Source organism: Thioclava sp. UBA3469 (assembly GCF_002378135.1).
Taxonomy (GTDB): Bacteria; Pseudomonadota; Alphaproteobacteria; order Rhodobacterales; family Rhodobacteraceae; genus Thioclava; species Thioclava sediminum.
Genome location: NZ_DFRG01000161.1, coordinates 1 through 17727 on the forward strand (window position 1 = coordinate 1; position 17727 = coordinate 17727).

At 64.0% G+C, this 17727-nt stretch carries 15 protein-coding genes and 1 tRNA gene; 14 read left to right on the forward strand and 2 right to left on the reverse strand.

Translation table 11 applies throughout. The features are described from left to right. Window positions 1–68: 68 nt before the first annotated feature. The 14 genes from B3D39_RS12290 to B3D39_RS12355 all read left to right on the forward strand — a co-directional run bounded on the left by B3D39_RS12290 (window position 69) and on the right by B3D39_RS12355 (window position 14100). Window positions 69–860 carry a creatininase family protein gene (locus B3D39_RS12290; RefSeq protein ID WP_286789739.1) on the forward strand — a complete coding sequence of 264 codons (792 nt, stop codon included), beginning with the start codon at window positions 69–71 and terminating at the stop codon, window positions 858–860. A 10-nt stretch (window positions 861–870) separates the two neighbouring features. Further along, complete coding sequence (locus B3D39_RS12295; RefSeq protein WP_078522568.1) at window positions 871–1518, forward strand: amino acid ABC transporter permease; 648 nt, start codon at window positions 871–873, stop codon at window positions 1516–1518. Between the two features lie 47 nt (window positions 1519–1565). Then, window positions 1566–2222 (forward strand): amino acid ABC transporter permease, encoded by a 657-nt coding sequence (locus B3D39_RS12300; protein ID WP_078522569.1) that lies wholly within the window; start codon window positions 1566–1568, stop codon window positions 2220–2222. Between the two features lie 16 nt (window positions 2223–2238). After that, window positions 2239–3009: an amino acid ABC transporter ATP-binding protein gene (locus B3D39_RS12305; protein ID WP_078522570.1), complete on the forward strand. Its 771-nt coding sequence runs from the start codon at window positions 2239–2241 to the stop codon at window positions 3007–3009. Continuing rightward, window positions 3006–4364 (forward strand): aspartate aminotransferase family protein, encoded by a 1359-nt coding sequence (locus tag B3D39_RS12310; RefSeq protein WP_274963708.1) that lies wholly within the window; start codon window positions 3006–3008, stop codon window positions 4362–4364. Before B3D39_RS12305 ends, B3D39_RS12310 begins: the two co-directional genes overlap by 4 nt. After that, a complete protein-coding gene (locus tag B3D39_RS12315) occupies window positions 4361–5053 on the forward strand; it encodes a CoA transferase subunit A (RefSeq protein ID WP_274963707.1) in 693 nt (230 codons plus the stop codon). Before B3D39_RS12310 ends, B3D39_RS12315 begins: the two co-directional genes overlap by 4 nt. After that, window positions 5040–5693, forward strand: a complete 654-nt coding sequence (locus B3D39_RS12320) for a 3-oxoacid CoA-transferase subunit B (protein ID WP_253732377.1) — start codon at window positions 5040–5042, stop codon at window positions 5691–5693. Before B3D39_RS12315 ends, B3D39_RS12320 begins: the two co-directional genes overlap by 14 nt. Before the next feature lie 8 nt (window positions 5694–5701). Continuing rightward, on the forward strand, window positions 5702–6994 hold the full coding sequence (locus tag B3D39_RS12325) for an ArgE/DapE family deacylase (protein ID WP_274963706.1): 1293 nt from the start codon (window positions 5702–5704) through the stop codon (window positions 6992–6994). 8 nt (window positions 6995–7002) lie between these two features. Continuing rightward, window positions 7003–8178, forward strand: coding sequence for an acetyl-CoA C-acyltransferase (locus B3D39_RS12330; RefSeq protein ID WP_274963705.1), 1176 nt, complete (start codon window positions 7003–7005; stop codon window positions 8176–8178). Window positions 8179–8280: 102 nt separating this feature from the next. Further along, the gene (locus tag B3D39_RS12335) at window positions 8281–9057 is read left to right on the forward strand and encodes an enoyl-CoA hydratase-related protein (protein ID WP_286789740.1); all 777 of its coding nucleotides are present in this window, start codon (window positions 8281–8283) and stop codon (window positions 9055–9057) included. Window positions 9058–9108: 51 nt separating this feature from the next. After that, window positions 9109–9190, forward strand: a tRNA-Leu gene (locus B3D39_RS12340). Between the two features lie 128 nt (window positions 9191–9318). Continuing rightward, the gene (locus tag B3D39_RS12345) at window positions 9319–11100 is read left to right on the forward strand and encodes an ABC transporter transmembrane domain-containing protein (RefSeq protein WP_274963359.1); all 1782 of its coding nucleotides are present in this window, start codon (window positions 9319–9321) and stop codon (window positions 11098–11100) included. Between the two features lie 170 nt (window positions 11101–11270). Next, window positions 11271–13160, forward strand: a complete 1890-nt coding sequence (locus B3D39_RS12350; RefSeq protein WP_274963360.1) for an acyl-CoA synthetase — start codon at window positions 11271–11273, stop codon at window positions 13158–13160. 193 nt (window positions 13161–13353) lie between these two features. Then, window positions 13354–14100 (forward strand): VPLPA-CTERM sorting domain-containing protein, encoded by a 747-nt coding sequence (locus B3D39_RS12355; RefSeq protein WP_274963361.1) that lies wholly within the window; start codon window positions 13354–13356, stop codon window positions 14098–14100. 369 nt (window positions 14101–14469) lie between these two features. Here B3D39_RS12355 and B3D39_RS12360 read toward each other — a convergent pair whose 3' ends face one another. Then, window positions 14470–15279, reverse strand: a complete 810-nt coding sequence (locus tag B3D39_RS12360) for a division plane positioning ATPase MipZ (protein WP_078522580.1) — start codon at window positions 15277–15279, stop codon at window positions 14470–14472. A gap of 903 nt (window positions 15280–16182) precedes the next feature. Next, on the reverse strand, window positions 16183–17727 hold a 1545-nt coding region (gene ettA, locus B3D39_RS12365; protein ID WP_286789741.1), incomplete at its 5' end, for an energy-dependent translational throttle protein EttA.

Sequence of the window (17727 nt, forward strand, 5' to 3'; positions counted from 1 at the left end):
GTCCGTCGTCTGACGGCTGCCCCGCCACACCCCAAACTTCGATGGATTCCCGAAAGGACACCGAACGGATGACCGCCGACTATGGAAAGCTGACTTGGGAGCAGGTCCGTGACGCGGATAAGGATCGTGTGGTGATCCTGAATGTTTCTGCAACGGAAGATCACGGGCCGCATATGCCGCTCGATACCGATACGGTTCTGGGAATGGCGGTGGCCAATGGCGTTGCCGAAGCCGCGCCTGACGAAGTTTTCGTCATGCCCGCGATCCCCTATGGCTTCAACGAGCATCACAAGGACTTTCCGGGGGTTATCTGGATTCAGCCGGAGACGCTGATCAATTTCGTCTGCGACGTGACCGAGTCCCTCGCGCATCACGGCTTCCGCCGGATCCTGCTGTTGAACTCGCACGGGTCGAACCACCCGATCCTCGATCTCGCGGCGCGCAAGACGGTCATCCGCACCGGCATCATCTGTGTTTCGGCGTCCTATTGGAACTTGTGCAGCGACCGAATTCAGGGCCTGCGCAAATCCGAAGTGGGCGGCATTGCCCATGCCGGAGAATTCGAAGCTGCGATGTACAAGCATCTGCACCCCGAGCTTGTCGATCTCGACAAGGCCGAGCGTCAGAACCTGCACGATCCAGACACCAAATTCTTCAATCTCGATTTGGCGGCCGGTGGTGGCAAGGCGATGCTGATGCGCTGGTGGTCCTCTGTGTCACCCGACGGCACGATGGGGGATCCAACCGTCGCCGATGCCGAGACCGGGAAGGCGTTCCTGGAAGCGGCGATCGAAGAGACGACAGCGCTCGTGCGCGAGATACGCGCGCTGCCCATCCTGTCCCGCCGCGATCATCATTAAGGGGAATGCCGTGGATATCGAACTGATCCTCAAGGTCTATCCGTACTTCCTGAAAGCTGCCGTGATCACGGTCGAACTTTCGGTTCTGACCATCGTGCTGGGGCTCATTTGCGGCGCACTTGGCGCAGCATCCCGGCTTTCGCGCTTTGCCATCCTGCGCTTCATCGGGGCGGCCTATGTCAGCTTCTTTCGTGGCACGCCCGCGCTGATCCAGCTGTTCCTGCTCTATTTCGGCGGCCCGCAGATTGGCATCCAGCTCGATGCCTTTCAGGCCGGCGTGATCGGGCTGGGCGTCAATATCGGGGCCTACATGACCGAGACGATGCGCGGCGCGATCGTCGCGGTCGACCGGGGCCAGACCGAGGCCGCGCGCACGCTGGGCCTGTCGAAGGCGCAGGCGTTCCGAAAGGTGACGCTGCCGCAGGCGCTGCGGCTGATGATCCGCCCGCTCGGCGTGAACATCAACGCGCAGATCAAGGGCACGGCGCTCGTCTCCGCGATCTCGGTGGTGGAGCTGACCTACACCGCGCAACGCTACATCGGTTCGACCTACAAGCCGTTCGAGATGTTTTTCCTCGCGGGGGTTCTCTACCTCATCATCATCACCGCGGTGGGTAAGGGCGTGTCGTTCCTCGACCGCAAGGTGCGCATCCAATGAGCCGCGCATCCGCCCCCCTTTCCCGCCCGCAAGAGAAGGAGTGAGCCATGGGTCTCGATTTCTCCGTCATCCCGCCTTTCTACGGCACGCTCTTGCTGGGTGTCCTGTGGACCATCGCCATCACCGCCGCCTCGGCGCTCCTGAGCTTCTTCGGGGGTATCCTGCTTGCGGTGATCGCGCTTTACGCGCCAGCCATCATTCGCCTGCCGGTGCGCTTCATCGCCTGGCTCTTCATGGGCACGCCGCTGCTGCTGCAACTCTTCCTGATCTATTTCGGGTTGGTTCAGATCGGCATCGACCTTCCGGCCTTCGTGGCGGGCGTGATCGGTCTGGGCTTCCACTTCGCCGTCTATAACTCCGAGCTGATCCAGACCGCGATGCTCGCGGTGGACAAAGGTCAGATGGAGGCCGCACGGACGCTGGGCCTGTCGCGCAGACAGGCGCTCGTCAAGGTCGTGGTGCCGCAGGCGGTGCGCGACGTGCTGCCGCCCATCGGCAACAACATGATCGCGCTGCTGAAAGACTCGGCGCTGGTCTCGGTGATCGGGGTGTCGGAACTGACGCTCTCGGCGCAGCGCGCCATCGGCCAGACCTACCGCGCCTTCGAGTTCTACGCGGCCGCTGCCGTCCTTTACTACATCATCAATCTCGGCATGGAGGCGGTGATCCGCTGGTTCGAGAACCGCAACCGCCTCTATCGCTGATCCGGGAGATATCGACATGACAGAGACAAAATCCTTCGTCGAAATCCGTCACGCCCAGAAATCCTACGGCACGCTGGAAGTGCTCAAGGACATCTCGCTCAACGTGGAGCGTGGCCAGATCGTCGCGATCATCGGGCCCTCGGGCTCGGGGAAATCCACGCTGCTGCGCGCCATCAACGATCTCGATCCGCTGACCGGCGGCGAGGTCTGGCTCGACGGGGTGCAGGTCAACAAGAACCTGCCGCACAATCAGTATGAGAAGCACATCAACCAGATGCGCCAGGACATCGGCATGGTGTTCCAGCACTTCAACCTGTTCCCGCATCTCAGCGTCCGGGACAACGTGACGATGGCGCCGAAGCTGCTGAAGAAGATCTCCGACAAGGAGGCCAACAAGCTCGCCGAGGAGCAGCTCGATCACGTCGGCATGCTGGAGCGGATCGACTATTACCCGGCGCAGCTTTCGGGCGGTCAGAAGCAGCGTGTGGCCATTGCCCGCGCGCTCGCGATGAAGCCGAAGCTGATGCTGTTCGACGAAGCCACCTCTGCGCTCGATCCCGAGCTGGTGGAAGAGGTGAATCTGGTCATGAAGAAGCTCGCGCAAGAGCACATGACCATGATCATCGTCACCCACGAGATGGATTTCGCCGCCTCGGTCTGCGATCGCGTGCTGTTCATGGACAAGGGCGTCGTGGTCGAAGAGGGGCCGCCCGAGCAGGTCTTCAAGAACCCGACCCAGGAACGGACCCGGAATTTCCTGCGCAAACATCTCGAAGGTGCAAAATGACGACTGAAAAGTCTCACCTGTTCTACCAGTCGCGCCAGCCGCGGCCTTTCCTCGAACGCTCCGAGGGAATCTACCACTACGACGAGAACGGGAAACGCTATATCGACGGTTCCTCGGGGGCGATGGTCTCCAATATCGGCCATTCCAATCCGCGCGTGCTGGAGAAGATGAAGGCGCAGATGGACCGTTCGACCTTCGGCTACCGGCTGCATTTCCGTACGCACCCCTCCGAGGATCTCGCCGCACGGGTCGCCGCGCGGATGCCCGAAGGGCTCGACAAGGTGTTCTTCGTATCCGGTGGCTCCGAGGCGGTCGAGACCGCGATCAAGCTCGCGCGGCAATATGCGGTCACGCAGGGCGAGGAGAGCCGTTACAAGGTGATCTCGCGGCTGCCCTCCTATCACGGTGCGACGATGGGTTCGCTGAGCGTGACCGGCAGCCCGCTCTTCACCGGGAAATTCGCGCCGATGTTCACGGAGATGCCGAAAGTTCCGGCGCCGACCTGCTACCTCGACCGCGACAACCTCACTGAGGAAGAACGCGGCATCAAATATGCCGAGATGCTGCGCGAGAAGATCGAGGCGGAGGGCCCCGAGACGGTGCTCGCCTTCCTGATGGAGCCGGTGGGCGGGGCCTCGACCGGCGCGCTCGTGGCGCCTGACAGCTACTACACCCGCGTGGCCGAGATCTGCCGCGAATACGGCATCCTGCTGATCTATGACGAGGTGATGACCGGGGCCGGGCGCACCGGCAAGTTCCTCGCCGCCGAGCATTGGGGGATCACCCCTGACATCGTCGCGCTCTCGAAGGGGTTCGGGGCGGGCTACGCGCCGCTGGGCGCGGTGGTCGCACGCAACGACATGGTCGAGGCGCTGCTCGACGCGGGTGGCTTCCTGCACGGCTTTACCTATGCGGGCAACCCGCTGGCCTGCGCGGCCGGTCTCGCGGTGCTCGACGAGATGGAAGAACACGACCTGATCGGCAATGCCGCGCGGATGGGCGATGTTCTCAAGTCCCGGCTGACCGGGCTGATGGAGCGCTATCCCTTCATCGGCGATGTGCGCGGCAAGGGCCTGCTGCTGGCCTTCGAGCTGGTCTCGGATCGCGACACGATGGAGGTTCTGCCGAAAGAGTGGAACGCCCATACCGAGCTGGTCGAACTGGCCTATGAGCGCGGTCTCATCATCTATTCGCGTCGCACGCGGGGCGGCTACGAGGGCGACCATTTCCTCGTCTGCCCGCCGCTGATCGTGACCGAGGCGCAGATCGACGAGATCATGGCGATCCTCACTGACGCGCTTGATGCCTTCGCCGCCAATCACGACCTGCCGGTGGTCGAGGAGGTCAGCGCATGAAGCTGCCCGACAAATCCATCGCGATGGAAGAGGTAGTGGCGCAGATTCCCGACGGCGCCACGGTGCTGGTGGGCGGCTTCGGCGTGCCCGGCACCCCCTTCGCGCTGCTGCGCGAGCTGGCACGTCAGGGGCAGCGCGACCTCGTGCTGGTCAAGAACGACGCCAACGAGGCGGGCATGGGCATCGACCACCTGATCGCGGGTGGTCAGGTGCGCAAGCTGATCGTCACCCATCTCGGGCTCAACGCCAACGCCATCGCGGCGATGAACGAGGGCCGGATGGAGGTCGAGTTCTGCGCGCAGGGCATCCTCGCCGAACGTATCCGTGCCGGTGGCGCGGGGCTCGGCGCGATCCTCACCGATATCGGCATCGACACCGAATTGGCGCAGGGCAAGCAGGTGGTCGAGATGAATGGCTGCCCGATGCTGGTCGAACCGGCTCTGCGTGGCGATGTGGCGCTGGTCCATGCCGCGCGCGCCGATTGCTTCGGCAACCTCGCCTATGCCGCCACCGCGCGCAATTTCAACCCGCTCATGGCGATGGCCGCGACCCGCGTTATCGCCGAGACCGAAGAGCTGCTGCCGCTGGGCGGGCTCGATCCGGACGTGGCCGAGAGCCCCGGCGCCTTCATCGACCACGTCGTGAAACTCGACGAGATTTCCGAGGAGTATGGCATTGTCAGACGCTAGATCCCGCATGGTGGCCCGTGCCGCGCGTGAAATCGCGCCCGGCATGGTCGTGAACCTGGGCATTGGCCTGCCCACGAAGGTGGTCAACCATCTGCCCGCCGACTTCCCCGTCTGCCTGCATTCGGAAAACGGGCTGACCGGGATCGGGCCGACGCTGCCGCCCGAGCGCGCCGACCGCAACCTGATCGACGCGGGCGGGGCCTATGTCTCGACGATCCCCGGCTCGGCCTTTTTCGACAGCGCGGTGAGCTTCGCGCTGGTGCGCTCGGGGCGGCTCGACCTGACGCTGCTGGGCGCCTTCGAGGTCGCGCAGAACGGCGATCTGGCGAACTGGAAAATCCCGGGCAAGTTCTCCCCCGGCGCGGGCGGCGCAATCGAACTGGCGCAGAAGGCGCGCCGCGTCGTCGTGATGACCACCCATTGCGACCGCAAGGGCAACCCGAAGCTGCTCGAGACCTGCTCGCTGCCGCTGACCGCGAAGGCGCGGGTGGCGCGGATCTATACCGACATGGCGGTCGTGGACGTGACCGCGCAGGGCTTCGCGCTGGTCGAACTGGCCGAGGGCATCTCCGAGACGGAGATCCGCGAGGCGACCGGCGCACCCCTTGCGCTGCCGCAAGGCGACATTCCCAGATTCTGAGGCACCACATGGATACCGAGCTGAAAACCCGCATCCTCTCGGCGGTCGACGCCGCATTCGACGACGAGACCGCGTTTCTCTCCGAGCTGACCTCGCACCCGTCCACCCGTGGGCAGGAGCAGAGCGCGCAGGACTTCATGGCCGCCGCCCTCGACGAGCGCGGCTACGAGGTGGACCGCTGGCAGATCCAGGTCGACAAGATCCGCGACATGCCGGGCTTCTCGCCGGTGATGGGCGATTACGAGGACGCGGTGAACGTGGTGGGCACCCATCGCAGCCAATCGCGCAAGGGCCGCTCGCTGATCCTCAACGGTCATATCGACGTGGTGCCCGCGGGCCCTCTGGATATGTGGGACGCGCCGCCGTTCGAGCCGCATGTCGCCGATGGCTGGCTCTATGGGCGCGGCGCGGGCGACATGAAGGCGGGGCTGGTGTCGAACCTCTTCGCGCTGGATGCGCTGCGCAAGGCAGGCTTCGCCCCCGGCGCGGATGTGCTCTTCCAATCCGTCGTGGAAGAGGAATGCACCGGCAACGGCGCGCTGGCCTGCCTTGAGCGCGGCTACCGCGCCGACGCCGCGCTGATCCCCGAACCGTTCGAGGAAAAGCTGGTCGGCGCACAGCTCGGCGTGATCTGGGCGCAGGTGCACCTGAAAGGTCTGCCCACGCATGTGGCCTATGCCGGCACCGGCGCCAATGCGATCGAGGCCGCGATCCCGCTGATCGAGGCGTTGCACGGGCTGGAAGAACGCTGGAATGCACCGGGCTGTCGGCACGGTGATTTCGGCCATGTCCATCACCCGATCAACCTCAATATTGGCAAGATTCAGGGCGGCGACTGGGCGTCCTCTGTCCCGGCCTGGAGCATCTTCGACATGCGCATCGCGATCTATCCGGGCCAAGATATTGCCGCCGCGCGCGCCGAGATCACCGAGACCATCATGGATGCCGCGCGCTCCAACGCCTTCCTGAAGAACTCGCTGCCCGAGATCGTCTGGCACGGCTTCATGGCCGAGGGCTACGCGCTTTCCGACGACCACTCCGCCACCGCGAAGGCGGCGATCGGTGCCCTCGAAGGCGCGCATCGCAGCGTCAACGAGAGCGATCTCGACCGCGTGGCGATCACCGCGACCACCGATGCCCGCTTCTTCGGGCTCTATGCCGACACGCCCGCGCTGGTCTACGGGCCGCGCGCCGAGGCGATCCACGGCTTCAACGAGCGCGTCGAGCTGGAAAGCATCCGTCGCATCACCCAGAGCAGCGCCCTGTTCATCGCGGACTGGTGCGGGCTCGAAACCATCTGAGGATTCCCATGCGCGACGCTGTCATCGTCTCCACCGCCCGCACGCCTATCGGCAAGGCCTATCGCGGGGCGTTCAACAATCTCGAAGGTCCGGCACTGGCCGCCCATGCCGTGCGCGCGGCCGTCTCTCGTGCAGGGCTCGAAGGCGGCGAGATCGCGGATGCGATCTTCGGCTCCGCCCTCACGCAGGGCTCTACCGGCGTCAACGTGGCGCGTCATATCGCGCAGGCTTCGGGCCTGCCCGATAGCGTGGCGGGCGTCACGCTGGACCGGCAATGCGCCTCGGGCCTCAACGCCATCGCGGCGGCTGCCCATGGCGTGATGACGGGCGAGATGGACGTGGCACTTGCGGGCGGGCTAGACTCGATCTCGCTGGTGCAGAACGAACATTGGAACGGCTATCGCTATCGCAGCCCCGGTGTGCCCGACGCCTATTACATGTCGATGATCGAGACGGCGGAGGTCGTGGCCGAGCGCTATGGCGTGACCCGCGAGGCGCAGGATATCTACGCGCTGCAAAGTCAGGCCCGCACCGTCGCCGCGCAGGAGGCGGGCCGCTTCGACGCCGAGATCGTTCCGGTCGAGGCGGTGAAGCTGGTGAAGGACAAGGCCACGGGCGAGGTCTCGGAGCAGTCGGTGCGGCTCGAGCGCGACGAGTGCAACCGTCCGCAGACCACGCTGGAGGGGCTTCAAGGGCTCAAGCCGGTTCTGGGCCCCGACAAGTGCGTGACCGCAGGCAATGCGAGCCAGCTGTCCGACGGCGCGTCCGCCTGCGTGGTGATGTCCGCCGAGGAAGCCGCGCGGCGCGGGCTGGAGCCGCTGGGCGCGTTCCGGGGCATGGCCGTTGCGGGCTGTGCGCCCGACGAGATGGGGATCGGCCCGGTCTTCGCGATCCCGCGCCTGCTGGAGCGGGCGGGGCTCTCCATCGACGATATCGATCTGTGGGAGATCAACGAGGCCTTCGCCTCGCAGCTTCTCTATTGCCGCGACCGGCTGGGCATTCCCGACGACAAGCTCAACGTCAATGGCGGCGCGATCTCGATCGGCCATCCCTATGGCATGTCGGGCGCGCGCATGGCGGGCCACATCCTGCTGGAAGGCAAGCGCCGCGGCGCGCGCTACGGCGTCGTGTCGATGTGCATCGGCGGCGGGCAGGGGGCTGCGGGCCTGTTCGAGATCTTCTGAAGAAAACGAGGCGAGCGTCCTTCGTGACGCCCCGTTCCGCTTTCCCTTCGCGTGACCCGCGTTATCGTGGGGCCGCGACAAAGAGGGAGGCGCGTTTTCCAGATGGTGTTCAAGGTTATCCGGTACGAGGTCGAAGAGCAGGTCGCGGTGATCACGCTCAACCGGCCCGATGTGATGAACGCGCTCAACGCGCAGATGCGCGCGGAAATCCTAGAGGCGGTGAAACGCGCCGAGGATGAGGCCCGGGTGATCGTGTTGACCGGCGCCGGGCGGGCCTTCTGCTCGGGGCAGGATCTGGGCGACGGGGTCGCGGCGGCCGGGCTCGATCTGGAGCGGGTGCTGCGCGACGAATACGAGCCGATGCTCAAGGCGATCTACGAGAGCCCGCTGCCTGTGGTCTCCGCGGTGAACGGGCCTGCAGCAGGGGCAGGGGCGAATATCGCGCTGGCCGCCGACGTGGTCATCGCCTCGGAAGCGGCCAGCTTCATTCAGGCCTTCACGCGGATCGGGCTGATGCCGGATGCGGGAGGCACCTATTGGCTGCCGCGTCAGGTGGGTTTTGCCCGCGCGATGGGCATGGCGCTGTTCGCCGACAAGATCTCGGCGCGGCAGGCGGCTGACTGGGGCATGATCTGGGAAGCGATTGCCGAGGTCGATTTCGATCATCACTGGCGTGCCCGCGCGGCGCATCTGGCCAACGGCCCGACGGCAGCCTATCGCGCGGTGAAGCGGTCGCTGCGCGAGGGCTACAGCAATGAACTGTCGACCCAGCTGGAACTGGAAGCGGAGCTGCAGGGCAGCCTCGGCCAGAGCCATGATTTCCGCGAAGGCGTGACCGCGTTCCTCGAGAAGCGCGCGCCGAAATTCGAGGGGCGCTGAGCGCCTCGCGGCCTTGCCAAGTCGCCGCGCCCGCGCTAGCCAGAGCGCGCTGCGGGCGTGGCGAAATGGTAGACGCACGGGACTTAAAATCCCTTGGGCATTGCCCGTGCCGGTTCGAGTCCGGCCGCCCGTAGCCTTTTCGGCGAAAATGTGAGCTATCGTGAAGCCGTCCGGGCATGGGCGTGCCGCAGGCTTGACCAATCGAGGCTTGCCCGTAATGCCCCCGCCGCCTAAACCCTTGAACCAAGCAAGGGGGAATTCATGGCTCGCAGACCGACGGGACCGGCCGATGACCGGCCGAAGACGAAGAAGATCGGCGCGCTCAAGGGGCTCGGCCCCTTCATCGCACCTTACAAGGGACTTGCCTTCGGAGCGTTGCTGGCGCTGATCGCCACCGCCTCGATCTCGCTGATCCTGCCGCTCGCGGTGCGCCGCGTGGTGGACGGGTTCCAGAAGGGCGCGGCGCTGCTCGATCAGTATTTCTTCGCCGCTCTGGTCATCGCCGGGCTGCTCGCGCTCGGGACGGGCCTGCGCTACTACCTCGTGACGCGCTTCGGCGAACGGGTCGTGGCCGATATCCGCAAGGCGGTGTTCGACCGGGTGATCTCGATGAGCCCGGCCTTCTTCGAGCGGATCCTGACTGGCGAAATCATCTCGCGCATCACCACCGACACGACGCTGATCCTGTCGGTGATTGGCTCGTCGGTCTCGGTGGCGCTGCGTAATGTGCTGATCCTGATCGGCGGGTTGATCATGTTGATGTTCACCTCGGCCAAGCTGACCGGGCTGGTGCTGCTGGTCGTGCCGGTGGTCGTTGTTCCGATCGTGGTTCTGGGCCGTCGCCTGCGGGTGCTGGGCCGAGAGAACCAGGACTGGATCGCGAATTCGTCGGGCTCGGCCTCGGAGTCGCTTCTGGCCGCGCAGACCGTGCAGGCCTTCACCCATGAGGCGATCACCCGCGAGAAATTCTCCGACGTCACCGAGAAAGCTTACCAGTCCGCCAAGAAGCGGATCGGTACGCGCGCGGTGATGACCGTGATCGTGATCTTCCTCGTCTTCGCAGGCGTCGTGGGCGTCCTGTGGATCGGCGCGCGCGACGTGCGCGGCGGCGAGATGAGCGTGGGCGAATTGGTGCAGTTCGTGATCTACGCGGTGATGGTGGCGGGCTCTGTCGGCGCGCTGTCGGAAATCTGGTCCGAATTGCAGCGGGCGGCAGGTGCGACCGAGCGTCTGGTGGAACTGCTGCAAAGCGAGGATTCGGTGAAAGACCCCGAGCATCCCGTTCCGCTGCCGCTGCCCGCAACCGGCGCGATCCGCTTCGAGGATGTGAGCTTCCATTACCCGTCGCGGCCGCAGGCCTCCGCGCTCGATCATGTCGATCTCGACATCGCGCCGGGCGAAACGGTGGCGCTGGTCGGGCCTTCGGGTGCGGGCAAGACGACTGTCGTGCAGTTGATCCAGCGGTTCTGGGATCCCGAGACCGGCAAGGTGACGATCGACGGCTACGACCTGCGCGACATGGCGCGGCACGATTTCCGTCAGGCGATCGCACTGGTGCCGCAGGACCCGGTCGTCTTCGCAGCCTCGGCGCGCGAAAACATCCGCTTCGGTCGGCCCGATGCGAGCGATCGCGAAGTCGAAGAAGCCGCGCGCGCGGCCCATGCCTATGACTTCCTCGAAGCGCTGCCCGAAGGGTTCGACACCTATGTCGGCGAGCGCGGCGTGATGCTTTCGGGCGGGCAGAAGCAGCGGATCGCGATTGCGCGGGCGATCCTGCGCGACGCGCCGATCCTGCTTCTGGACGAGGCGACCTCGGCGCTTGACGCAGCCTCCGAACGCGAAGTGCAGGCGGCGGTCGATCAACTGGCCAAGACCCGCACCACGGTGATCGTGGCGCACCGTCTGGCCACCGTGAAGAAGGCCGACCGGATCGTCGTCTTCGAGGAGGGCAAGATCGTCGCGCAGGGCACGCATGACAGCCTCGTCTCCGAGGGCGGTCTTTATGCCGAACTCGCGAGGCTGCAATTCACCGAAGGGGCGTGACGGGGCGTTCGCGCCTTTGCACCTTGAACCCGGACGCTTGTTTCCCCACGTCAGAATTTGCGTGACGTGACGTTTTGGCGGCGGCGTAACTCTTGCCGTGGCGGGCGCTTTTGCCGCATCCTGCGCATGGCCCGTCAGTGGAGGAACGCGGCGGCCGCTGGAGGAGACTAATGCAGAAATTCGCGACAGTTGCCGACCGTGATGCGGTCGAGGCCGAGAAACCCTGGGAGGCGCGCAACCGCCCCGAAACGCTTTACGGCTTTCTGAGCGAGACCGCCAAAGCCCATGGCGATCGTCCGGCGCTGTCATTCCAGATCATGTCCGGCCCGACCGACAAGGCGGAGACGCTGAGCTGGTCGCAACTGCACGGCAAGGTCACGCAGGCCGCGAACCTGCTGCGCCATCTGGGCGTGGGGCCGACCGACACGGTGGCCTACCTGCTGCCGAACTCGCTCGAGACCGCGACGGTGCTGCTGGCAGGCGCGACGGCCGGGATCGTGAACCCGATCAACCCGCTTCTGGATGCCGAGCAGATCGGCGCCATTCTGCGTGAGACCAAGGCGAAGGTTCTGGTGACGCTGAAGGCGTTCCCGAAGACCGACGTGGCGCAGAAGGCGGCTGAAGCCGTGCGCCTTGCGCCCAATGTCGAGGCCGTGCTGGAGGTCGATCTCAATCGCTACCTCTCGCCGCCGAAAAGCTGGATCGTGCCCTTCATTCGCCCCAAGACCGAGGTGAAGCACAACGCGAAGGTGATGAGCTTCAACGGCGAAGCCAGCAAGATGCCCGGCGACCGGCTGATGTTTGACGATCCCAACGAGGATCGCGTCGCGGCCTATTTCCACACCGGCGGCACGACGGGCATGCCCAAGGTCGCGCAGCACAAATATTCCGGCATGATCTATAACGGCTGGCTCGGCGGGCGGCTCTTGTTCAAGCAAGACGACGTGATGATGTGCCCGCTGCCGCTGTTCCATGTCTTCGCGGCCTATCCGATCCTGATGTCGGCCATCGCGAGCGGGGCGCATGTCATCTTCCCGACCCCCGCGGGCTATCGCGGGGAGGGCGTGTTCGACAATTTCTGGAAGCTGATCGAGCGCTGGCAGGTGACCTTCCTGATCACCGTGCCGACCGCTGTGTCCGCGATGGTGCAGCGCAAGGTCGATGCCGATATCTCCTCGCTGCGGATCGCGCTCTCGGGCTCGGCCCCGCTGCCGATCGAGCTTTATAACCGCTTCAAGGCGGCGACCGGGGTCGAGATCGCGGAAGGCTACGGCCTGACCGAGGCGACCTGTCTGGTGTCGGTCAATCCGGTGGACGGGATGAAAAAGGTGGGGTCAGTCGGGATCCCGATGCCCTACACCCACGTGCGCATCCTCAAGAAGCGCAACGGCACGTTCGACGAATGCGCGCGCGACGAGGTCGGCGAGATCTGCGTCGCCAATCCGGGTGTCTTCGAGGGCTCGACCTATACCGAGCCGGACAAGAACCACGACCTGTTCGCCGAGGAGCGTTTCCTGCGCACCGGGGATCTGGGTCGTATCGACGAGAATGGCTATCTCTGGATCACGGGACGCGCGAAGGACCTGATCATCCGGGGCGGGCACAATCTCGACCCGGCGGAGATCGAGGACGCGCTGCTGAGCCACCCGGCGGTGGCCTTCGCCGGTGCGATCGGCCAGCCTGACAGTTTCGCGGGCGAGCTGCCCTGCGCCTATGTCGAGCTGGTGGCCGATGCCGAGGTGACCAACGAGGAGCTGATGGAGCATGCGCGCGCCAATATCCACGAGCGCGCCGCGGTCCCGAAATATCTCGAGGTGATGGACGAGTTGCCGAAGACAGCGGTGGGCAAGATCTTCAAGCCCGACCTGCGCAAGAAGGCGATCACCCGGGTGCTCAATGCCGAGCTGGAGACGGCGGGTATCAAGGCGCACGTCATCTCGGTCACCGAGGACAAGAAGCGCGGTCTGGTGGCGCATCTGGCGACCACGGGAGACTGCGATCAGGATGCGCTGGCCCATAAGCTGGGCGAGTTCACCGTGCCGTGGGATTGGGCCCGGTAACCTCCCTCTCGCATCGCTAGCAACAATCGCGCCGCCCTCCGGGGCGGCGTTTCGATTGTGGAAACATCATGGCGGCCCATCGTGAAATTGCCCCGGTGGAGCCCCAGTGCGTCCCGATTCCGATGGTTAATGAAAGGTAACGAAGTCGTCTCCGCATCAAGAACGGGGCGGCCCCATCGAGATCGAGCGTGTCATGTTGTTACCGATTGCCAGTTTTGCGAAGCGCTGTCTCGCCCTTGTGGTGGCGAGCGTCCTTTATGCCTCCGCCGCGCAGGCGGTGACGGTCGATCTGATCACCAACGGTGATTTCGAGACCGGCGATCTGTCGGGTTGGAATGCGACCAGCTCTTCCTATGCAGAGGACTTCCAGATCAATAACGGGCGGTTCAATCCGCGCGGGCCGACGCGCCGCGTGGATCCGATCTCTGGCAATTACGACGTGATGAACGAACAGACCGGCTACGGGATTTCGACCCTGACGCAGTTCTTCACGGTCCCCGATCGGGTGATCAGCGCAAGTTTCAACTTCACCTATCAGCTCGTGAACCACTACGCGTCGGGCTTCGACGACCCTAATCAGCAGTTCCGCGTGAGCCTGATCGACGATGCGGGCGCGGTGATCTCGCAGATTTTCTCGACCCAGCCGGGCGACGCGGCGGTCCAGGGCGCGACGCCGCTGAGCTACGATCTGACCAGTTATCTGCAGGCGGGTGTGGGATCGACACTGGGCATCCAGTTCGATGTCGAGACGAGCTATTACTATATGAACGCCTCGCTCGACGACATTGCGATGATGGTCGAGACGCCCGCCACGGTCCCGCTTCCCGCCTCGGTCTGGATGATGCTGGCGGGGCTGGGGCTTTTCGCGGCGCTTGGCTGGTCGCGCAAAGCCCGTAATGGCGTGGATATCGCAAACTGCGACGGTCCTGTCGCGGCGTAAGAGGCCGTGAAAGCGTCCCGACAACGCCACTGACATATCCTCAGCCCGCCACGTAAGCGCCTCAATTGGCCGGAAATCTCGAAGGGTGACGCCAAAACGGCGTCGATACAAAGGAGACACGAAATGCGCTGTCTGGCTGCCCTTTTTCGCCTCTTCAAGCGCCGCGAGGATCGGATTGACCTGCGGATGAAAGAACTCGGCTCGATGCCCGCACCGTGCCGCAGACGCGTATCGCCTTTCGCTGAGATGCCGAAGCCTCAGTAAACGCACGCGCTTTAGTCAGCTACCCGTACCAGTACGAAACGCCCGAGGGTCATTCCCAGCGGGCGTTTGTTTGTCTCAAGGGGCCTGTCGCGCCGTGAGCGCGGCTCAGAAGTCGACCGCGACGCCGGGCAGGTCCAGCTCCTTCATCAGGTCGCGCACTTCCTGACGGGCCGCCACGTTTGAGATGTTGAGGCTCTCGACGCCGAGATCCTTGAGGTCCAGAAGCGTCAGCCCGCGCGGGAACAGCTCGCGGAAGATCACCCGCTCGGAGAAGCCGGGCGAGACGCGGAACCCGATGCGCTTCGAGAGCTGCTCCAGCGCCGCGCCCACCTTGCGCTTATTGTGCATCTGCTGGGCGCCCACGCGGTTGCGCAGCACGATCCAGTCGATCGGCTTCAGACCCGCCTTCGCGCGCAGCTGCCGCGCCGACCAGACCATCTCGGAATAGATCGACGGGCCGATCACCTTCGACGTCACCGGGTCGATCCGTGCCAGCAGGTCGAAATCGATGAAGCTGTCATTGAGCGGCGTGACCAGCGTATCGGCCAGCGAATGTGCGACCTGAGACAGCCGCGTATGCGAGCCGGGGCAGTCGATCAGGATGAAGTCGCAAGACGGCTCCATCTCGGCCACGGCGGTCGACAGACGATGGTCATAGGGGTTCTCCCCCGGACCCAGCGTCGAGGCGTCCACCTCGGGCAGTTCGCGATAATCGGGGCAGGGCAGGTCGAGCCCCTCGCGGTCCATATAGGCCAGCCGGTTCTCGACATAGCGCCCGAAACTGCGCTGCCGCAGATCGAGATCGAGCGCCCCCACTTTCCATCCCATCCGCGCCAAGGCGGTCGCCACATGCATCGAGGTGGTGGACTTCCCCGACCCACCCTTTTCGTTGCCCATCACGATGATATGCGCCAAGTCCCATCCCCGCTTTGTCTTGTGTCTTGTCCCTTACCAGACACTATAGATGGCAATGGGGAACTGGGGAAGGTGGCGCGCAAGGGGCGATGTGAGATGGGGCTGGGGTGTGTGGTTTTGGTTGGGGAGTAGTGGTCTAACTTGCCGCTTGCGGTCGATCACAGATGATTTCGAAGTTGCCTTCATCACCCTCAATGCGAAGAGAGGTTATCACTTCGTAGGCGATACAAGCGATGGTCGCTGACAAATAGGTCCATTCATGCGGCGAATTGTTTCTTTCTCTGTGTTTGTCCTCGCTCCCATTGACCTTCAAATCGAGCATTTTGAAGTCGTGATTTACGGAATCATGAGAGTGCGATGTTCGGGCGTCGAAGTGAGCTCCTATTTCATTTCTAGCCATTCTCAGGAACTCTACTCGTGAGAGACTAGGTTAAAGTTTTTCGGCGTTCGGGAAATTTCCGAGGCCGGTGTCTTGGGGGAAGAGCACGCATTCAGACATCCATTGCCTAAAAGGTAAAAGGCCGCGGGGCGTGTTTGATAATGCAAAAAGGGGAACTATTCGAGTTCCCCAAGTGCTCACTTCGAGTGTTGTGAGGGGGTAAGGCGTGGGGGTGTCCGAATTCGCCTCTACGTAGCTACGGAAATATAGTCTTTTCGATTTGTAGGCTTTGGGTAGTTCATCTTCTAGGGCGCGAAGAATGATTACAGCGAGTGTCCTTGATGCGAGGTTGTTTTGATCTGCATCGATATAGATCAAGTGACTTCTGATCTCTCGCAGAGAAGAAAATAAGGCGCGAGCTGCATCGCTCGCGCCTCTAATGTTACCCGTCGGTTCTCGATTCTTGCGGCCCATGAAGAAAGCTTAACCAAGTTGGCTAAGTCTTGTCTTCAATAGAAACCACATTACCGGCTGAACTTCTTGTACTTCACCCGCTTCGGCTCGACCGCATCCGGGCCCAGACGACGGATCTTGTCTTCCTCGTAATCCTCGAAGTTGCCCTCGAAGAATTCCACATGGGCGTCGCCCTCGAAGGCGAGGATGTGGGTGCAGAGGCGGTCGAGGAAGAAGCGGTCGTGCGAGATGATGATCGCGTTGCCGGCGAAGTCTTCGATCGCGGCTTCCAGAGCCTGCAGGGTTTCGACGTCCAGATCGTTGGTCGGTTCGTCGAGCAGCAGCACGTTGCCGCCTTCTTTCAGCAGCTTGGCCATGTGGACGCGGTTGCGCTCACCACCCGAGAGGAGCCCCACCTTCTTCTGCTGGTCGCCGCCCTTGAAGTTGAAGCGGCCCAGGTAGGCGCGGCTGGGCACCTCGTAGTTGCCGATGCGCAGGATGTCGTTGCCGTCGGACACTTCTTCCCAGACGGTCTTGTTGGCGTCCAGGTCTTCGCGGCTCTGGTCCACGTAGGCCAGGTCCACGGTATCGCCCACCTCGATGTCGCCGGAGTCCGGCGTTTCCTCGCCGGCGAACATGCGGAACAGGGTGGTCTTACCCGCGCCGTTGGGGCCGATGATGCCGACAATGGCGCCGCGCGGCACCGAGAAGCTCAGATCTTCATAGAGCAGCTTGCCGTCGAACTGCTTGGAGACGCCGTTGATCTCGAACACCTTCTCGCCGAGGCGCTCGCCTGGCGGAATGTACAGTTCCTGGGTCTCGTTGCGCTTCTGGAAGTCCTGGCTGGCCAGCTCCTCGAAGGCGCTCACCCGGGCCTTGTTCTTGGCGCGGCGGCCCTTGGGGTTCTGGCGCACCCATTCCAGCTCTTTCTCCACCGTCTTGCGGTGGGCGCTTTCCTTCTTCTCTTCCTGCTCCAGGCGCTGCTCCTTCTGTTCCAGCCAGGAGGAGTAGTTGCCCTTCCAGGGAATGCCGTGGCCCCGGTCCAGTTCCAGGATCCACTCGCAGGAGTTGTCCAGGAAGTAGCGGTCGTGGGTCACCGCCACCACGGTGCCGGAGAACTCGTGCAGGAAGCGCTCCAGCCAGGCCACGGACTCGGCGTCCAGGTGGTTGGTGGGCTCATCCAGCAGCAGCATGTCCGGGGCGCTCATCAGCAGGCGGCAAAGTGCCACCCGGCGGCGCTCACCACCGGACAGGGTCTCCACGGAGGCGTCCCAGGGCGGCAGGCGCAGGGCGTCGGCGGCAATGTCCAGGCGGCGCTCGATATTGTGCGCGTCGGTGGCCTCGATGATGCCTTCCAGCTTGGCCTGCTCTTCGGCCAGTTTCTCGAAATCCGCGTCTTCCTCGGCGTAGGCGGCGTACACCTCTTCCAGGCGCTCCTGGGCGCCGCGGATCTCGGAGAGGGACTCCTCGACGATCTCGCGCACGTTCTTGTCCGGGTCCAGCTCCGGTTCCTGGGGCAGGTAACCGATGTTGATGCCCGGCTGCGGGCGCGCCTCGCCCAGGTAGTCCTTGTCGATGCCGGCCATGATGCGCAGCAGGGTGGACTTGCCGGCGCC

Bases quoted from the DNA above. Each gene is read 5' to 3' on its own strand.
- B3D39_RS12290 (WP_286789739.1), top strand. From the start codon at position 69: ATGACCGCCGACTATGGAAAGCTGACTTGGGAGCAGGTCCGTGACGCG.
- B3D39_RS12300 (WP_078522569.1), top strand. From the start codon at position 1,566: ATGGGTCTCGATTTCTCCGTCATCCCGCCTTTCTACGGCACGCTCTTG.
- B3D39_RS12305 (WP_078522570.1), top strand. From the start codon at position 2,239: ATGACAGAGACAAAATCCTTCGTCGAAATCCGTCACGCCCAGAAATCC.
- B3D39_RS12310 (WP_274963708.1), top strand. From the start codon at position 3,006: ATGACGACTGAAAAGTCTCACCTGTTCTACCAGTCGCGCCAGCCGCGG.
- B3D39_RS12315 (WP_274963707.1), top strand. From the start codon at position 4,361: ATGAAGCTGCCCGACAAATCCATCGCGATGGAAGAGGTAGTGGCGCAG.
- B3D39_RS12325 (WP_274963706.1), top strand. From the start codon at position 5,702: ATGGATACCGAGCTGAAAACCCGCATCCTCTCGGCGGTCGACGCCGCA.
- B3D39_RS12330 (WP_274963705.1), top strand. From the start codon at position 7,003: ATGCGCGACGCTGTCATCGTCTCCACCGCCCGCACGCCTATCGGCAAG.
- B3D39_RS12335 (WP_286789740.1), top strand. From the start codon at position 8,281: ATGGTGTTCAAGGTTATCCGGTACGAGGTCGAAGAGCAGGTCGCGGTG.
- B3D39_RS12345 (WP_274963359.1), top strand. From the start codon at position 9,319: ATGGCTCGCAGACCGACGGGACCGGCCGATGACCGGCCGAAGACGAAG.
- B3D39_RS12350 (WP_274963360.1), top strand. From the start codon at position 11,271: ATGCAGAAATTCGCGACAGTTGCCGACCGTGATGCGGTCGAGGCCGAG.
- B3D39_RS12355 (WP_274963361.1), top strand. From the start codon at position 13,354: ATGTTGTTACCGATTGCCAGTTTTGCGAAGCGCTGTCTCGCCCTTGTG.